The sequence below is a fragment of the Nocardioides potassii genome, from assembly GCF_021648885.1.
Classification (GTDB): Bacteria; Actinomycetota; Actinomycetes; order Propionibacteriales; family Nocardioidaceae; genus Nocardioides; species Nocardioides potassii.
Window position 1 is genome coordinate 253,624 of record NZ_JAKJHZ010000007.1, and the last position, 14,838, is coordinate 268,461.

The window sequence follows — 14,838 nt, forward strand, 5'->3', positions numbered from 1 at the left end:
GTGCGAGCAGTCGTCGCCGCCGGCACCGGCGGTCCCGAGGTCCTGTCCGTCGGTGAGGTCGATGCGCCCCGCCCCGCCTCCGGCGAGGTGGTCATCGAGGTCGTCGCCACCGCGGTCAACCGCGCCGACACCCTGCAGCGACAGGGGTTCTACCCGCCGCCGCCGGGCGCGTCCGACACCATCGGCCTCGAGTGCAGCGGCCGGGTCGCCGAGGTCGGCGACGGCGTCACCGGCTGGTCCGTGGGCGACGAGGTGTGCGCACTGCTCGCGGGCGGCGGCTACGCCGAGCGGGTCGCCGTACCGGCCGGGCAGGTCATGCCGGTCCCCGGCGGCGTCTCGCTCGTCGAGGCGGCCTGCCTGCCCGAGGTCGCGGCGACCGTCTGGTCCAACGTGTTCATGACCGCGCACCTCACGAAGGGCGAGCGGTTCCTGGTCCACGGCGGCGCGGGCGGCATCGGCACGATGGCGATCCAGCTCGCGGCGGCCCGCGGCGCGGAGGTCTTCGCGACCGCCGGGTCGCCCGAGAAGCTCGAGCTGTGCCGCTCGCTCGGAGCGGCGCACGCGATCAGCTACCGCGAGGACGACTTCGTCGAGGTGCTCTCCGAGGCCGGCGGCGCCGACGTGATCCTGGACAACATGGGCGCGAAGTACCTCGGTCGCAACGTCACGGCCCTCGCCACCGGCGGGCGCCTCGTGATCATCGGCATGCAGGGCGGCGCCAAGGGCGAGCTCGACATCAACGCCCTCCTGCGCAAGCGCGCCTCGGTCACCGCGACCTCCCTGCGCGCCCGGCCCGTCGGGGAGAAGGCCGTCATCTGCTGCGGCGTGGTCGAGAACGTCTGGCCCCTCGTTTCAGCAGGCGCCGTGCGGCCGATCGTCGAGACGACGATGCCGCTCGAGGACGTCGCCCGCGCCCACCAGCTGATGGAGGACGGCAGCCACTCCGGGAAGATCGTCCTCACCCTCTGAGGTCCGTCGTGGGGCGGTGCGTGACGCGGCTTCTGCCGCCCTGGAATCCCCCTCACGCACCGCTCGAAGGGGCTCAGGCCGCCCGAACTAGGGTGGATCCATGACCGAGCAGCAGCAGCCCGAGTCCACCGACTCCCGGGGGGAGGACGTCGTCGTCGTGGTCGGCCCCGACGGCCAGCCGATCGGCACGATCCCGGCGAGCGCGTTGCCCGAGATGGCGCAGGACTCCGACAGGGACGGCGACGGCGACGGTGGGGGCGGCGAGCGCCACATCACCGAGCTGGTCGAGCAGCCGGCGAAGGTGATGCGCATCGGCAGCATGATCCGCCAGCTCCTCGAGGAGGTGAAGGCGGCGCCGCTCGACGAGGCCAGCCGCCAGCGCCTCAAGGAGATCCACGCGGCCTCCATCAAGGAGCTCGAGTCGGGCCTCGCGCCCGAGCTGGTCGAGGAGCTCGACCGCCTGTCGCTGCCGTTCACCGACGACAGCACCCCGTCCGAGGGTGAGCTCCGGATCGCGCAGGCCCAGCTCGTCGGGTGGCTCGAGGGCCTCTTCCACGGCATCCAGACCGCGATCTACGCCCAGCAGATGGCCTCGCGCGCCCAGCTCGAGCAGATCCGGCGCGCACTCCCCGCCGGCCAGGGCGGCCCGCACGGCCAGGGACAGCCCGTCGGGATGCCGAACATGCCCGGCGGCCAGCAGCCGGAGCCCGACGAGTCCAACGGGCCGGCCAACGGCATGTACCTCTGACACCCACCCCGGCCGACGGCGTGCTCCGGACGCGGTCCCGGCCCGGTGTAGTCCGCATCAGAATTCATCTCGCCAGGTCGTGCAGGGTGACGATTGATACGGACTACGCCGCGGGGGCGCGGGAGCCGGACGGGGCGCCGATGACCGATCGCGGCAGCCCGTCTGATGGGGACCACCGGCGGTCAGGCGCGGGACAGGCGGCGTACGACGACCAGGCCGAGGAGGCCGACGAGGACGGCCGCGGCCCCCGGCGCGGCGGCCCGGGCGAAGCCCGCTGGCGGCGACTGCTCCACCTTGGTGCGCTGCGCCGTCGGCGGAGGTGGCGGCTCGACCGCGGTGCCGGCGCCGAGGACGGCCTCGACCTTGTCGATCTTCGTCGGGTTGGCGGGGCCGCTGCCACCGCAGGCGTCGGCGGCGTACGGCGTCTCGGTGCCGGTCGCGAAGAAGATGTAGCTGGTCCCGACCCCGAGCTCACCCAGGCCGCAGGCGTCCCGGCCGCCGGCCGAGAGGATCTCGGTCTTCCGGTCGGGTGAGCCCTGGTAGGTGCGGCTGGCGGTGATCTCGTAGAGGAAGCCGTTGCCCTGCCCCTCGACCTTGTCGACCGTGCCGACGAAGACCAGGTCCGCCTTGGCCACCTGCTTGTCCAGGCCTGCCTGCTTGCAGGTGCAGTCCGCGGACGCCGGGGCGCTCACCGTGAGCACGAGCCCGAGGCACGTCAGCAGCAGGGCTGCGGCAAGGCGGACGGCTCGGAACACGATCGACACCCTAGCGATCCAGCCCGAACAGGTCGGCGAGCACCGTGGCGACGCCGTCCTCGTCGTTGGGGGGCGCGAGGTGGTCGGCGAGGTCGCGCACGGAGTCGTGGGCGTTCTCCATCGCGTAGGACAGGCCGGCCCACTCCAGCATCGGCAGGTCGTTGGGCATGTCACCGAAGGCCACGACGTCCTCCCGGCCGACCCCCAGCTCGGTGGCGATGCGCTCCAGCGTGGTCGCCTTGGTGACGCCCGCGGCGCTGATCTCGACGAGGGCGAAGGTCGAGGACCACGTCGTGGTCACCAGCTCGCCGACGGCCGCGTCGACCCGGCGCCAGAACTCCTCAGGGTCCAGGTCGCGGTGCACGACCAGCACCTTCACCACGTCGTCGACGTAGATCGACTCCCACGGGCCCTCATGGACCGTCTCGGTGTCGTCGGGGTGGCGGGGGAACCCGTCCTCGCGCGCCCAGCCCGAGGTGTGCTCGATGGCGAACGTCGTCCCCGGTACGGCGGCGCGCACCAGGTCGGCGACCTCCAGGCCGACCGCGCGGGGCACCGCGCTGAAGTCGCGCACCCGCCGCTCGGCGACGTCGTACACGATCCCGCCGTTGCTGCAGATCGCCAGTCCGTGGCCGCCGACGGCGTCCCAGAGCTGCTCCATCCAGCGGACCGGGCGCCCGGTGGTGAAGACGACGGGCACGCCACGCTCGTCGAGCTCGTCGAGCACCGCGCGCGTGCGGTCGGTGACCGTCCCGTCGGCGTGCAGGAGGGTCCCGTCGAGGTCGGTCGCGACCAGGCGGGGCCGGGCCCCGCTCAGCGAGGCGGGAACCATCGCGACATCTCGACCGCCGCGCCCTCGTCGTGGACGGAGTCGGTGACGAAGTCGGCGGCCGCCTTCACCTCGTCGACGGCCTGGCCCATCGCGACGCCGCGGCCGGCCCAGCGGAGCATCTCGATGTCGTTGCGGCCGTCGCCGATCGCGAGCACGTCGGCCGCGGTGAGGCCGCCGATGGCGTCGCACACGTGCTGGAGGCCCGACGCCTTCGAGACGCCGACGGGCGAGAGGTCCATCCAGGCGGTCCACCCGATGACGTAGTCGGTGCCGTGCAGGCCGAGCCTGGCCGACAGCTCGATGAAGTCGTCGGCGGTGGCCTCGGGGTCGCGGATGATGACGCGGCTGACCGGCTCGCCCACGATGTCCTCGACCCGCGTGATCACCTGCTCGCCGGACAGCTCGCCCTCCGGGAACACCCGGTTGACGCGGTAGCCGCCGACCTCGCGCTCCTCGACGGCGACGAGCGCGTCGGGGTGGTGCTCCAGCACCGCCGCGACGGCCGGGGCGGCGTCGAAGGTCTCCTCGTGCACGACCTCCATCGGCGGGTAGCGGAACACCACCGCGCCGTTGGACGCGACGACCCAGAGGCGGTCGGCGCCCTCGCGCGGGAGGTGCAGCAGGTCGGCGATCCGCGTCATCCCGTGCGGGGACCGGCCGCTCGACAGCACGATGTGCGCGCCGGCGTCGAGCGCACGGTGCACCGCGTCGTGGACCGGTGCCGTGATGGTCTCGTAGTCCTCGGTCTGCCCGTCGACCCACTTGAGCAGGGTGCCGTCGATGTCGAGCGCGACGACCTTGGGGGTCCAGTCGGCGGAGTGGTTGGGGTTCGAGCGGTCCTCAGGAGACTGAGCGGCTCGCTGCGCTCGCGGCTCAGTCTCCAAGGGGCTTCAGCACTTCCACGCCGCCCATGTAGGGGCGCAGCGCCTGCGGCAGGGTGACCGAGCCGTCCTCGTTCTGGTGGGTCTCGAGGATCGCGACGATCGCGCGGGTGACCGCCGTGAGGGTGCCGTTGAGGGTCGCGACCGGGGTGGTCGAGCCGTCGACGCGGGTGCGTACGTCGAGGCGCCGGGCCTGGAACTCGGTGCAGTTGGAGGTCGAGGTCAGCTCGCCCCAGCCGTTGCGGGTCGGGATCCAGGCCTCGCAGTCGAACTTCCGCGCGGCGCTCAGGCCGAGGTCGCCGGCAGCGGTGTCGATCACGCGGTAGCAGAGCTCGAGCTTGTCGAGGAACTCCTTCTCCCACGCCAGGAGCCGCTGGTGCTCGGCGTAGGACTCCTCGAGCGTGGTGTAGACGAACATCTCGACCTTGTCGAACCAGTGCACGCGCCAGATCCCGCGGGTGTCCTTGCCGTGCGAGCCGGCCTCCTTGCGGAAGCACGGGCTGAAGGCGGCGTAGCGCAGCGGCAGCGAGGCGGGGTCGAGGATCTCGTCGGAGTGGAAGGCCGCCATCGGCACCTCCGAGGTGCCGACGAGGTAGAGGTCCTCGCCCTCGATCCGGTAGACGTCGTCGGCCGCCTGGCCGAGGAACCCGGTGCCCTCCATCGCGCGGGGCCGTACGAGCGAGGGGGCCGCCGCCTGCACGAAGCCGGCCGCGCGGGCCTGGTCCATCGCCATGTTGACCAGCGCCAGCTGGAGCTGCGCGCCGACGCCGGTGAGGAAGTAGAAGCGCGAGCCCGAGACCTTGGCGCCGCGCTCGAGGTCGAAGGCGCCGAGCAGCTGGCCGAGCTCGACGTGGTCGCGCGGCTCGAAGTCGAACTCGCGCGGCGTGCCGACCTGCTCGATGACGGTGTAGTCGTCCTCCAGGCCGGCGGGGGCGTCCTCGTCGGCGATGTTGGGGATCGCGCGGATCGCGTCGTCCCAGGCCGCCTCGGCGGCGGCGCGGGCGGCCTCGGCCTCCTTGACCGCGGCGGCGAGCTCCTTCACCTCCGCGAGCAGGGCCTGCTTCTCCTCGCCCTGCGCCTTCGCGACGAGGGCGCCGCGGGCCTTCTGCTCGGCCCGCTTGGACTCGAAGTCGGCAATCGCCTGGCGCCGGGCGGAGTCCGCCGCGAGGGCCGTGTCCACCACGTCGTCGGACAGCCGACGCTTGGCCTGGGCGGCGCGGACGCGGTCGGGGTCGTCACGGAGGAGGCGAGGGTCGATCACGAACGAAGGCTATCCGTCCGGGCGTGGGGCAGCGGAATCGGTTTCGGCATACTGCGCGGGTGACCCCCGCCTCCCGCACCCGCTCCTTCGGCCTGGGCTTCCTGGCCGTGGCGCTCTTCTCGGTCCTCGGGTACCTCGTGACCCAGGACCGGGCGCCGCTGGACGGCTTCGACGTCTCCGGGAAGCGGCTCGAGGACTGGGCGGACGACTCGTCCCTCTTCATCGACTTCCTGCGGGTAGTCGAGGAGGCCTTCGGCACGATCGGCATGACCGTCCTGACCGTCGTCCTGGCGCTCGGGCTGCTCGTCCGGCGGCACCGCTGGGCCGCCCTGCTCGTCGTCGTGGTGATGACGGTGACCTCCGTGGCCACGTCGCTGCTCAAGGTCTGGCTGGGCCGGGACCGGCCCGACTGGCAGGACAAGCTGGGCCTGCTCAGCTCGTTCAGCTTCCCGTCCGGGCACGCGTCGTCGACAGCGGCGTACGCCTCCCTGCTGGTGATGCTGCTCGTCATCTTCGTGCGCCGCGCGAGCCTGCGCCGGCTCGGCATCACGCTGGCCGTCGGATGGTGGCTGCTCGTGTGCTTCGACCGGATGCTGCTCGGGCGCCACTTCCCCAGCGACGTGATCGGAGGGTCGCTGCTCGGGATCGGTGTGTTCCTGCTCGCCCTCGCGGTGATCGACCCGCGCCCCCGGTCGACCGCCGCCAAGGCCGACCCGCTGCCGGAGGTCTTCACCAGCGAGCGCCGCCTCGCGGTGATCCTCAACCCGATCAAGGTGGAGGACGTCGGCCAGTTCCGCTCGCTCGTGAGCGCGATGGCCAAGGAGTCGGGCTGGTCCGAGCCGACCTGGCAGTACACGACCGTCGAGGACCCGGGCACCGGGATGGCCGAGAAGGCGGCCGTGTCCGGCGCCGACCTCGTCATCGTGTGCGGCGGCGACGGCACCGTGCGCGAGGTCTGCGCCGAGCTCGCCGGCACCGGCATCCCGGTCGGCATCATCCCCGCGGGCACCGGCAACCTGCTGGCCCGCAACCTCGACATCCCGCTCTACATCCGCTCGGCCGTCGACGTCGCCCTCAACGGCCAGGACCGGGCGATCGACCTGGTGAAGGTCGGCGGCGACGGGCTCGAGGACACCCACTTCATGGTGATGGCCGGCATGGGCTTCGACGCCGCGATCATGGAGGGCGTCAACGAGGACATCAAGAAGAAGATCGGCTGGGTGGCCTACGTCGTCTCCGGCCTGCGGTCGCTGATGTTCCCCGCGATCAAGGTGGAGATCCAGATCGACGACGAGGAGCCCACGACGCACCGGGCACGCACGGTCGTCGTCGGCAACGTCGGCTTCCTGCAGGCCGGCATGCCCCTGCTGCCCGACGCCACGATCGACGACGGGATCCTGGACGTGGTGATCATCCACCCGCGCCAGTTCCTCGCCTGGATCACCGTCGCCATGCGGGTGCTGCGCAAGAGCCCGGTCGTCGACGAGACCCTCGACCGCCGTACCGGCTCGCGCGTGCGCATCAAGGCGTCGACCGACACGCCCCGCCAGCTCGACGGCGACTCCGTCGGCGAGGGACGCGAGCTGTCGATGGAGTGCATCCACGGCCGCCTGCTGGTCCGCGTCCCTCGCTGAGGTGTCCCCCGCCCGCGCTGTGACGACAGGTCAGCCGGCAGTGAAGCGGTAGCCCATCCCGGGCTCGGTGACGAAGAGCACCGGGCGGGACGGGTCGGCCTCGAGCTTGCGCCGGATGCTCGCCAGGTGCACCCGGAGGTAGTTGGTCTGCGTGTCGTACGCCGGTCCCCAGACCGCGGTCAGCAGCTCCGCCTGCCGCACCAGCCGACCGCGGTGCCGGGCAAGCACCTCGACGAGCTTCCACTCGATCGGCGTCAGGTGGATCTCCGCCCCGTCCCGGGTTGCGCGGGAGTCCGTGACGTCGAGGCGGAGTCCGTCGACCTCGACCACGAGGTCCGGCTCCTCGCGGCCCACGCGGCGTGACGTCGCCCGGACCCGGGCGAGCAGCTCCTCGATGCTGAACGGCTTGGTGATGAAGTCGTCCGCACCGAGGTCGAGCGCCTCGACCTTGTCGTCGGACTCCGAGCGGGCCGACACGACGATGACCGGCACCTGCGTGAACGAGCGCAGCTGCGTGAGCACCGCGATGCCGTCGAGGTCGGGCAGGCCGAGGTCGAGGAGCACGACGTCGGGCATCCGCTCCTCGACCACCTGGAGCGCCGAGCGTCCGTCGCCCGCGGTCTCCACCTCGTAGTCGCGTGCCCGGAGGTTGATCGACAGGGTGCGCCGCATCGCGGGGTCGTCGTCGACCACGAGCACGAAGGTCACGACGCCTCCTGGCGGGTCTGCGGGAGCCGGCCGGCCTGGTGTGCGGGTGCCGGCAGGTCCACGACGAACGTCAGTCCCCCGCCCGGCGTCTCCTCGGTGGCGATCGTGCCCCCCATCGCCTCCACGAGACCGTGGGCCACCGCGAGACCGAGGCCGACACCGTCCTGCTGGGGCACGTCGCCGAGCCGCTGGAACGGCGCGAACAGGCGTTGCTGGTCGTGGTCCTGGACGCCCGGCCCGGTGTCGGCGATCCGCAGCACGACCCGGTCGCGCGCCGTCGTGGCGTCCACCCGCACCTGCGCCGACGCCGGGGTGTACTTGAGCGCGTTCTCGCAGATGTTGGCCAGCACCCGGTCGAGGAGGCCTGCGTCGGCGAGCACCACGACCTCGGGATCCACCGCCACCTCGATGCGCTCACCGCCCGCGAGCGGCGCGATGCTGCTCCGCACGGCGGTGGCGAGGTCGACCTCGACCAGGACGGGGCTCACGGAGCCGGTGTGGATCCGGCTCATGTCGAGCAGGTTGGCCACCAGGGCGATGAGCCGGTCGGTGGACTCCTCGATCGTCTCGAGCAGCTCCGCGCGGTCCTCGGGGGAGAAGGTGACGTCGGTCGAGCGGAGGCTTGCGACGGCGACCTTGGCCGCCGCGAGGGGGTTGCGGAGGTCGTGCGAGACAGCGGCGAGCAGCGCCGTACGCGTCCGGTCGGCCTCCTTCAGCCGCGAGCGCTCCACCTCGGCCTCGGTCGCTCGCCGCCGATCGGCCATCACCTTGGCGTAGGCGGCATAGGCGTTGAGCAGGCCGCGGTCCGACGCCGGGAGCCGCGCACCGGAGAGCACCAGCGTGCTGCTCCCATCGATCGCAGCCACCATGTCCGCCCGGTCCACGGAGGACGGCGGCAGTCCACAGCTCGCCACGACCTCCTCCTCACCCGTGCCGCTCCGACGTACGACGGCCGCGCCGGCCGCGCCGAAGAGCCGGCACGCCGAGGAGAGGAGGCCCTCCACGTCGTCGCCCGAGGTCAGCAGGCTGTGGGCGAGCACGGTCAGCGCATCGGCCTCGGCCCGGGCGGCACGCGCCTGGGCGGTGCGGCGGGCAGCGGTGTCGACGACGCTGGCGACGGCGATGCCGACCGCGACGAAGATCGCGATCGTGACGACGTTCTCCGGCTCGGCGATGGTGAGGGTGTAGAGCGGCGGGGTGAACAGGTAGTTGAGCAGGATCGCGCTCACGAGCGCCGCGACGACAGCCGCGGACAGCCCCCCGATGAGGGCCGTCGCCACGACCACGACCATCAGCGACATCGCCTCGATGGGGAGTCCGTGGAGGTCGGCGGTGAGGTAGAGCAGGCCGCTGAGGACCACCGGCGCGACCACGCCGAAGACGATCCCGGCCACACGACGGCGAGTGCCGAGGTTGTCGACCGTCGGCCTCGCGGCCGACCGGCGGGCGTAGTCGTGCGTGACGATGTGCACGTCGATGTCGCCCGACCCGCTGACCACCCGCTCGCCCACTCCCGGCCTCAGCAGGGTCGACACCCGGCCGCGACGGCTCGCCCCGATGAGGACCTGGGTGGCGTTCTCGGCGCGGGCGAAGGACAGGATGGCGTCGGCGGGGTCGTCCCCGACGACGGTGTGGAAGGTGCCACCCAGATCCTCGGCCTTCGCGGCGAGCTCGGCCAGCCGGTCCGGCGAGGTCCCGGTGAGCCCGTCCTGACGGGTGACGTAGAGCGCCTGCCACTCACCGCCCGATCGGCGCGTGGCGATCCGGGCGGCCCGCCGCATGAGGGTCGATGACTCCGGCCCACCGCTGACGGGTACGACGATGCGCTCGCGGGTCGCCCACGTGGAGTCGATCTCGTGCTGGTCGCGGTAGCGCTCGAGACCCTCGTCGACGCGGTCGGCCAGCCAGAGCAGGGCCAGCTCCCGAAGGGCGGTGAGGTTGCCCTCCCGGAAGTAGCGGGACAGCGCGGCGTCGATCTTGTCGGCGGTGTAGATGTTGCCGTGCGCCATCCGGCGCCGCAGCGCCTGCGGGCTCATGTCGACGAGCTCGATCTGGTCCGCCGACCGGACCACGTGGTCCGGCACCGTCTCCCGCTGGCGCACCCCGGTGATCGACTCGGTCACGTCGTTGAGCGACTCGAGGTGCTGGACGTTGACCGTCGTGATGACCTTGATGCCCGCGTCGAGCAGGGCCTCGACGTCCTGCCAGCGCTTCTCGTGGGCGCTGCCGGGCGCGTTGGTGTGCGCGAGCTCGTCGACCAGCACCACCGCGGGCGCCCGATCGAGGATGGCGTCCAGGTCCATCTCCTCGATGGTCGTGCCGCGGTGCTCGACCGAGCGCCGTGGCACCACCTCGAGGCCCTCGAGCGCCTTCTCCGTCCTGGGGCGGCCGTGGGTCTCGACGTAGCCGACGACGACATCGGTCCCGCGGTCGAGGCGACGGTGCCCCTCGTCGAGCATCGCGTACGTCTTGCCGACGCCCGGGGCCGCGCCCAAGTAGACGCGGAGGCGCCCTCTGTCCATGCGATCAGTCTCCACCACGGGCGGCTGCCGCGAGGGCCACGTTGAGCTCGAGCACGTTGACCGCCGGCTCGCCGAGGAACCCGAACCCGCGACCCGTCGTGGCGTCGGCGATCAGGTCCTCGACGTCACCGAGCGGCAGGCCGTTGGCCCTCGCCACGCGGGGCGCCTGCAGGTTGGCGTACGCCACCGAGACCTGCGGGTCGAGACCGGAGCCGGACGCGGTGACCGCGTCGGCGGGCACCTCGGACTCGTCGACGCCCTCGCGGGCGGCGACCTCGGACCTGCGCTGCTCGATGCTCGCGACGAGGTCGGGACTCAGCGGGCCGAGGTTGCTCGGTGCCGAGGCGAGCGTGTCGTAGTCGTTGACGGAGGGGCGCGACATGAACCACTCCTGGCCCTCGAACTGCTGGCCGAGGAGGCGGGACCCGACCACCTGGCCGTCCACGCGGACCGGAGATCCGTCCGCCCGGTCGCCGAAGCCCTGTCCGGCGGCCCACACGGCGGCCGGGTAGAGGACACCGGTGAGGACGGTCATGACGAGGAGGAGGCGGAGACCGGCGAGGGACTGCCGGGAGAGGTCAGTGAGCATGTGGGTCACCAGGTCCTTCTAGGAGCCGAGTCCGGGGAGGGTGGACACGACCAGGTCGATGAGCTTGATCCCGACGAAGGGCACGACGATCCCGCCGAGCCCGAACACCAGGATGTTGCGGCGCAGCACCGAGGTCGCGGATGCAGCACGGAAGCGCACCCCGCGCAGCGCCAGCGGGATGAGCCCCACGATGACGAGGGCGTTGAAGATCACCGCCGACAGGATCGCCGACTGGGGGGTCGCCAGGTCCATCACGTTGAGCTTGTCCAGCGAGGGGTAGGCCACGACGAACATCGCAGGGATGATCGCGAAGTACTTCGCGACGTCGTTGGCGATGGAGAAGGTCGTGAGGGCACCTCGGGTGATGAGCAGCTGCTTGCCGATCTCGACGATGTCGATGAGCTTGGTCGGGTCGGAGTCGAGGTCGACCATGTTGCCGGCCTCCTTGGCGGCGGCCGTACCGCTGTTCATGGCCACGCCGACGTCGGCGGCGGCGAGCGCCGGTGCGTCGTTGGTGCCGTCGCCGGTCATCGCGACGAGCCGACCGCCCTCCTGCTCACGGTGGATGTAGGCCATCTTGTCCTCGGGCGTGGCCTCGGCGAGGAAGTCGTCGACACCGGCCTCCTTGGCGATCGCCTGAGCGGTGAGGGCGTTGTCGCCGGTGATCATGACCGTCCGGATGCCCATCGAGCGGAGCTCGGCGAACCGTTCGGCCATGCCTGCCTTGACGACGTCCTTCAGGTGGATCACGCCGAGCACCTGCCCGGCGCCGTGGCGGTCCTTGCGGCCGATCACCAGCGGGGTGCCTCCGGCTCGGGAGATCTCCTCGACGATGTCGTGCACCTCCGCGGGCTGCTCGGCCCCGAGCCAGGCCGCGATCGCCGAGCCCGCACCCTTGCGGACCTCCGTCCCGTCGGAGAGGTCGACGCCGGACATCCGCGTCTGTGCGGTGAACTCGACGAAGGTCGCGCCGGTCGGCAGGTCCCTGTCGTCGGCACCCTGCGTGAGCGCGAGGTCGACCACGGACCGGCCCTCGGGGGTCTGGTCGGCGATGCTGGAGAGCCGTGCCGCGTCGCGCAGCTCGTCGGCGCCAATCCCCGGCGCCGCGACGAACCGGCTGGCCTGCCGGTTCCCGTAGGTGATCGTGCCGGTCTTGTCGAGCAGCAGCGTGCTGACGTCACCAGCGGCCTCGACCGCGCGGCCGGACATCGCGAGGACGTTGACGCGCACGAGGCGGTCCATTCCCGCGATGCCGATGGCCGAGAGCAGGGCCCCGATCGTCGTCGGGATGAGGCAGACCAGGAGGGCGACGAGCACGACGACGTCCTGCGGCGCGCCGGCGTACTGAGCCATCGGGGCGAGCGTCGCGACCGCGGCCAGGAACACCAGGGTGAGGCTCGCCAGCAGGATCGAGAGCGCGATCTCGTTGGGCGTCTTGCGGCGCGAGGTGCCCTCGACGAGCGCGATCATCCGGTCGAGGAACGTCTCGCCCGCGGCAGCCGTGACCCGTACGACGATGCGGTCGGACAGGACGCGCGTCCCTCCGGTGACGGCGCTGCGGTCACCACCGGCCTCCCGGATCACCGGGGCCGACTCGCCGGTGATCGCGGACTCGTCGACCGAGGCGATGCCCTCGACGATGTCGCCGTCGCCCGGGATCACCTCCCCGGCCTCGACGACGACCCGGTCGCCCACCTCCAGCTGGGTCGCGGGGACCTCGCTCTCGGAACCGTCGTCGGCGAGGAGGCGGGCGACGGTGTCGGTGCGCGTGGCGCGCAGCGACGCGGCCTGCGCCTTGCCGCGGCCCTCCGCGACCGCTTCGGCGAGGTTGCCGAAGACGGCCGTGAGCCACAACCAGGCCGTGATCGAGATCGTGAAGACGCCGGGGTCGGCGACCGCGGCGACGGTGGTCGCCGCGGAGCCGAGGAGCACCAGGAACATCACGGGCGATCGCCACAGGTGGCGCGGGTCCAGCTTGCGCAGGGCCTCGGGCAGCTGCTGGCCGCCCTGGGCGAGGAGCGCGCCGACCGTGGTGCCCGCGGCGGGACGGTGGGTGTGGTGGGTGTGGTGCTCACGCGGATCCGGCGTGGGGGGCGTGATGGTGGCGCTCGGGGTGGTGGTCATACCAGGGCCTCAGCAATCGGTCCGAGTGCGAGCGACGGGAAGTAGGTGAGGCCGGTCATGATGACGATGACTCCGACCAGCATCCCGACGAACAGGGGCTTGTGGGTGGGGAGGGTCCCCGCCGTGGCGGGCACGGTGCCCTGCTCGGCCAGCGAGCCGGCGAGCAGCAGCACGAGCACGATCGGCACCAGGCGGCCGATGAGCATCGCGAGGCCCAGGGTGATCTGGAAGAAGTCCGAGGTGACCGTGAGGCCACCGAACGCGCTGCCGTTGTTGTTGGCAGCCGACGTGAACGCGTACAGCACCTCCGAGAAGCCGTGGCCACCGGAGTTGCCCATCGCCTCCGACGTCGGGTCCAGCGCGATGGCCACCCCCGCGCCTACGAGCACGAGCGCGGGCGTGGTGAGCGTGTAGAGCGCGACGTAGGTCATCTGCTGCGCGCTGATCTTCTTGCCGAGCAGCTCGGGGGTCCGGCCGACCATCAGGCCGGCGACGAAGACCGCGAGGATCGCCATCATCAGGATGCCGTAGATCCCGGCGCCGACGCCGCCCGGGACGATCTCGCCGAGCATCATGTTGACCAGCGCCGCTCCGCCGCCCACTGGCGTCAGCGAGTCGTGCGACGCGTTGACCGCACCGGTCGAGGTGGCCGTGGTCGACGCCACGAAGAGGGCCGAGGCCCACTCGCCGAACCGGGTCTCCTTGCCCTCCATCGCAGCACCCGCGGCCTGGGCGGCGGCGCCCTGGCCGGTGACCTCGGCCCAGGTCGCGGCGACCAGCGTGAGCGTGTAGAGGACGCCCATGACGCCCAGGATCGCCAGACCCTGTCGGCGGTTGCCGAGCATCGTGCCGAGGGTGCGGGTCAGCGCCACCGGCGTCACCAGGATCAGGGAGACCTGCAGGAAGTTGGTGTAGCTGCTGGGGTTCTCGAACGGGTGGGCCGAGTTGGCGTTGAAGAAGCCGCCACCGTTGTTGCCCAGCTCCTTGATCGCCTCCTGGCTCGCCACCGGACCGCCGGTGAGGACCTGGGAGTGGCCGGCCAGCGTCTGCATCGTCAAGTCGCTGAAGCTCTGCACCACACCACCCGCGACGAGGAGCACGGCCGCGACGAACGAGATCGGCAGCAGGATGCGGATGGTGCCACGGGTGAGGTCCACCCAGAAGTTGCCGAGGGAGCCGCTGCGTGAGCGGACGAAGCCGCGGATCAGGGCCACCGCGATCGCGATCCCGACGGCGGCGGAGAGGAAGTTCTGCACCGCCAGGCCCGCCATCTGGGCGGCGAAGCCCAAGGTCGACTCACCGGAGTACGACTGCCAGTTCGTGTTGGTCACGAAGGAGACCGCGGTGTTGAACGACATCCAGAACGGCACGTGGGGCAGGCCGCGGTCCATCGGCAGCACGGCCTGGCCGAGCTGGATCCCCATCAGGACGACGATGCTCACGAGGCTGAAGCCGACGACGCTGGTCGCGTAGGACCGTGCGCCCTGCTCGGCGTCGGGGCTGACGCCGCTGAGGCGATAGACGAGGCGCTCGACGCGCAGGTGGGTGGTGCTGGTGTAGACCCGCGCCATGTAGTCGCCGTAGGGGACGTACACGGCGGCGAGGAGCGCCACCAGGAGGGCGATCGTGAGGAGACCGCCAAGGGTGTCGGACACTAGAAACGCTCCGGGAGGACGAGCGCTGCGAGGACGTAGAGCGCGACGCACACGACCGCGACCACGAGGAGGCTGGACAAGAGGCTCATGCGCCGAGCGTCCACCGGCCGACAGCCGGCACCCGGCGTCTTGACGCGATCTTGGCGCCGGTTGACGCGCA

At 71.8% G+C, this 14,838-nt stretch carries 12 protein-coding genes; 3 read left to right on the forward strand and 9 right to left on the reverse strand.

From position 1 onward, the window contains the following. Window positions 1–969: an NAD(P)H-quinone oxidoreductase gene (locus L2K70_RS11985; protein WP_236402191.1), complete on the forward strand. Its 969-nt coding sequence runs from the start codon at window positions 1–3 to the stop codon at window positions 967–969. A gap of 100 nt (window positions 970–1,069) precedes the next feature. Next, window positions 1,070–1,717, forward strand: coding sequence for a bacterial proteasome activator family protein (locus L2K70_RS11990; RefSeq protein ID WP_303645863.1), 648 nt, complete (start codon window positions 1,070–1,072; stop codon window positions 1,715–1,717). A gap of 182 nt (window positions 1,718–1,899) precedes the next feature. Here L2K70_RS11990 and L2K70_RS11995 read toward each other — a convergent pair whose 3' ends face one another. From L2K70_RS11995 to serS, 4 genes are read right to left on the reverse strand one after another with little or no spacing between them, the layout of a single operon-like run. Beyond that, window positions 1,900–2,472 carry a hypothetical protein gene (locus tag L2K70_RS11995; RefSeq protein WP_236402192.1) on the reverse strand — a complete coding sequence of 191 codons (573 nt, stop codon included), beginning with the start codon at window positions 2,470–2,472 and terminating at the stop codon, window positions 1,900–1,902. Window positions 2,473–2,482: 10 nt separating this feature from the next. Beyond that, window positions 2,483–3,304, reverse strand: a complete 822-nt coding sequence (locus L2K70_RS12000) for an HAD family hydrolase (protein WP_236402194.1) — start codon at window positions 3,302–3,304, stop codon at window positions 2,483–2,485. Next, the gene (locus tag L2K70_RS12005; RefSeq protein ID WP_236402195.1) at window positions 3,286–4,188 is read right to left on the reverse strand and encodes an HAD family hydrolase; all 903 of its coding nucleotides are present in this window, start codon (window positions 4,186–4,188) and stop codon (window positions 3,286–3,288) included. The genes L2K70_RS12000 and L2K70_RS12005 overlap by 19 nt, the downstream gene beginning before the upstream one ends. Further along, the gene (serS, locus tag L2K70_RS12010; protein ID WP_236402196.1) at window positions 4,178–5,446 is read right to left on the reverse strand and encodes a serine--tRNA ligase; all 1,269 of its coding nucleotides are present in this window, start codon (window positions 5,444–5,446) and stop codon (window positions 4,178–4,180) included. The genes L2K70_RS12005 and serS overlap by 11 nt, the downstream gene beginning before the upstream one ends. A 59-nt stretch (window positions 5,447–5,505) precedes the next feature. Here serS and L2K70_RS12015 point away from each other — a divergent pair, with 59 nt between their 5' ends. Next, window positions 5,506–7,080 carry a bifunctional phosphatase PAP2/diacylglycerol kinase family protein gene (locus L2K70_RS12015; RefSeq protein ID WP_236402198.1) on the forward strand — a complete coding sequence of 525 codons (1,575 nt, stop codon included), beginning with the start codon at window positions 5,506–5,508 and terminating at the stop codon, window positions 7,078–7,080. 30 nt (window positions 7,081–7,110) lie between these two features. Here the strand turns inward: L2K70_RS12015 and L2K70_RS12020 are convergent, their stop codons facing one another. From L2K70_RS12020 to kdpA, 5 genes are read right to left on the reverse strand one after another with little or no spacing between them, the layout of a single operon-like run. Then, on the reverse strand, window positions 7,111–7,788 hold the full coding sequence (locus L2K70_RS12020; protein WP_236402201.1) for a response regulator: 678 nt from the start codon (window positions 7,786–7,788) through the stop codon (window positions 7,111–7,113). Further along, entirely contained in the window at window positions 7,785–10,310 is a 2,526-nt protein-coding gene (locus tag L2K70_RS12025) for an ATP-binding protein (RefSeq protein ID WP_236402204.1), read from the reverse strand. The genes L2K70_RS12020 and L2K70_RS12025 overlap by 4 nt, the downstream gene beginning before the upstream one ends. A gap of 4 nt (window positions 10,311–10,314) precedes the next feature. Beyond that, window positions 10,315–10,899, reverse strand: coding sequence for a potassium-transporting ATPase subunit KdpC (gene kdpC / locus L2K70_RS12030; protein ID WP_236402679.1), 585 nt, complete (start codon window positions 10,897–10,899; stop codon window positions 10,315–10,317). Window positions 10,900–10,917: 18 nt separating this feature from the next. Continuing rightward, the gene (gene kdpB, locus L2K70_RS12035; RefSeq protein WP_268930487.1) at window positions 10,918–13,023 is read right to left on the reverse strand and encodes a potassium-transporting ATPase subunit KdpB; all 2,106 of its coding nucleotides are present in this window, start codon (window positions 13,021–13,023) and stop codon (window positions 10,918–10,920) included. After that, window positions 13,020–14,678, reverse strand: coding sequence for a potassium-transporting ATPase subunit KdpA (gene kdpA, locus L2K70_RS12040; RefSeq protein WP_236402205.1), 1,659 nt, complete (start codon window positions 14,676–14,678; stop codon window positions 13,020–13,022). The genes kdpB and kdpA overlap by 4 nt, the downstream gene beginning before the upstream one ends. Window positions 14,679–14,838 lie beyond the last annotated feature (160 nt).